Here is a 1,966-nt window from a genome sequence, read left to right as displayed (position 1 = left end):
GACGTATTAAACGACGATATTCATAAATAGGTATAGCAAACGCAACCGTTGCGGGGGCAAGTAACTGCACAATCCAAGCTGTATCTTTCCAATAAGTATCATAAGAGATATTAAAGATAATCATTAATGAAAGCGTTATTACTGGAACCGTGATAGCTGGGTTTAGCCAAGATTTTCGATAGCGCACATAGATTACTTTAGCCATATAATAAGCAGCTAATGTCCAAATGAGACAAAGGATTGACCAGACATTCATTGTAAATCCTCACACATTATCATTATTTTTTAGGTTTAATTGGGCTTTATGAATCTGATGTCGATACAATCTACGTTGCAAACGGTGCACCATAATAAAGGTTAATGCTGAGCTTAACATCACCATCGCGGTACTTAAGATAATTGTCAGCATTAATTGCCAGCCCTTACTGATAAATAGCGCCTTGTATTGAAGTATTGACATCATAAGTGGGATAAACATTAATACTAATTCACCCAAAACAAATTTTGCCCCCAGTCTGACCCAGTTAACCTTGATAGCACCACTCATTAATAAGATCAGCATTAAAGATACTCCTAAGACGCCTGAGGATACGGGTAAATGCAATAACTCAACCAATATCGCAGCACAATACCAGACAGCTGCGATAATAGCGCATTGCATAAGGACATGAAGCCATGATTGGCCATAGAACCTTTGAAGTGCCAGTTTTGTTTTAGCTAAAAAACAGGAGGATAGACGAAGATTAAGATTACGCATAATAGTTGTTGTTTGTTGATTAGAGACTACTTATTATAAAAATACTATAGTCATAAATTATGAATTATATTTTTATTTTTATTCCCAATTTCTATAATAAATTTCGTTCTTTCTCTTAAATGTGGTCTATTATTTATGATAACTTTCAAGCAATTACGCTGCTTTGTGACAGTCGTAAAAACAGGTGGGTTTCTTCAAGCCAGTATCCAACTCAATTTAACTCAACCCACCGTTACCAAGTCCATCAGTAACCTTGAAGAATATTTAGGCGTAGCTCTGTTTGATAAGCCGTTGACTCATAGAAAAAAGCGGCTAGTTAATTTAACGGAAATTGGCGAACACCTCTATATTCAAGCAGTGGATATCTTACAAAAGGCAGATAATCTTGAACAAACAGTAGTAGATTATCAGCAATTAATAGGTGGTAAGTTGCGTCTAGGGATTTCACCGTTAGGCAGTGAAATACTAAGCAAAGCTATTTTTAACTTTTACCAAATGCATCCTAGTATAGAAACCTCACTTATCGAAGATGGTGCTGAGTCACTTAAGCAGGCCCTTCTAGAGGGGCAACTTGATGTGGCAACATTGATGAAGCCGATTGACGATAATTTTGACTACTCGTCGATATGTTGCTATCCAGTGGTGGTCGTAGCAAATAAAAACCGTATGGGTAAGCGAAAAACGAAGGTAACACTTAAATCACTATCAAATGCACCCCTAATTTTATTTACCTCCAATTCATCATTTACTCCAATGATTATAGAAAACTGTCAATCACTAGGTTTTGAACCTAATATTATTTGCCAAACCAATCAGTGGCACTTGCTTCTTGACATGGTAAAACAGGATATGGGTGTGACTCTTTTGCCTCAATATTATACTCAAAAGTTGGATTTAACAGGATTAGTCTGCTTGCCACTAACCCAACCTCAGTTAAAATGGGAGCTTGTCATGGCTTGGCGCCGTCATCGCTTGCTTACACCAAGTATGCAAGCTTGGCTTGATAACATAAGAAAAAATATATAACTAGGCCTTGATAATGCTTTGGCTGTAACAGGGCATAGGTTATACAAAACAGAGGTGATTGAATATTTGAAAGCAGATTTGCAAGGTTTAGCGAATGTACAACTTGCGACATTGAATTGGGTAGATTGGTTCAATAAAAAGCGTATACACAGTGCATTGGGCTATGTATCGCCTTTTGAGTTT

The 1,966-nt window shown here is 37.0% G+C and carries 3 protein-coding genes and 1 pseudogene; 2 read left to right on the top strand and 2 right to left on the bottom strand.

All coding sequences use genetic code 11. The features are described from left to right. Both ACT3SX_RS14850 and ACT3SX_RS14845 read right to left on the bottom strand, forming a co-directional pair. Positions 1-256: LrgB family protein (locus tag ACT3SX_RS14850; RefSeq protein ID WP_444526289.1), on the bottom strand; the 256-nt coding region annotated here is incomplete at its 3' end. A gap of 9 nt (positions 257-265) precedes the next feature. Continuing rightward, positions 266-757 (bottom strand): CidA/LrgA family protein, encoded by a 492-nt coding sequence (locus ACT3SX_RS14845; protein WP_192520905.1) that lies wholly within the window; start codon positions 755-757, stop codon positions 266-268. Positions 758-892: 135 nt separating this feature from the next. On the opposite strand from ACT3SX_RS14845, the gene ACT3SX_RS14840 reads away from it, so the two are divergent. Both ACT3SX_RS14840 and ACT3SX_RS14835 read left to right on the top strand, forming a co-directional pair. Further along, a complete protein-coding gene (locus ACT3SX_RS14840) occupies positions 893-1,783 on the top strand; it encodes a LysR family transcriptional regulator (protein WP_095570632.1) in 891 nt (296 codons plus the stop codon). Positions 1,784-1,792: 9 nt separating this feature from the next. Then, positions 1,793-1,966: pseudogene (locus ACT3SX_RS14835) on the top strand (integrase core domain-containing protein); the annotation flags it as partial.

Source organism: Psychrobacter sp. AOP31-B2-9, from assembly GCF_052378005.1.
Taxonomy (GTDB): Bacteria; Pseudomonadota; Gammaproteobacteria; order Pseudomonadales; family Moraxellaceae; genus Psychrobacter.
The sequence above is the reverse complement of the archived record's forward strand: the minus strand, read 5'-3'. Positions and strand labels throughout refer to the sequence as shown.

What these genes read in the sequence shown, in the direction of transcription:
- ACT3SX_RS14845 (WP_192520905.1), bottom strand. Translation starts at nt 757, where the DNA reads ATGCGTAATCTTAATCTTCGTCTATCCTCCTGTTTTTTAGCTAAAACA.
- ACT3SX_RS14840 (WP_095570632.1), top strand. Translation starts at nt 893, where the DNA reads ATGATAACTTTCAAGCAATTACGCTGCTTTGTGACAGTCGTAAAAACA.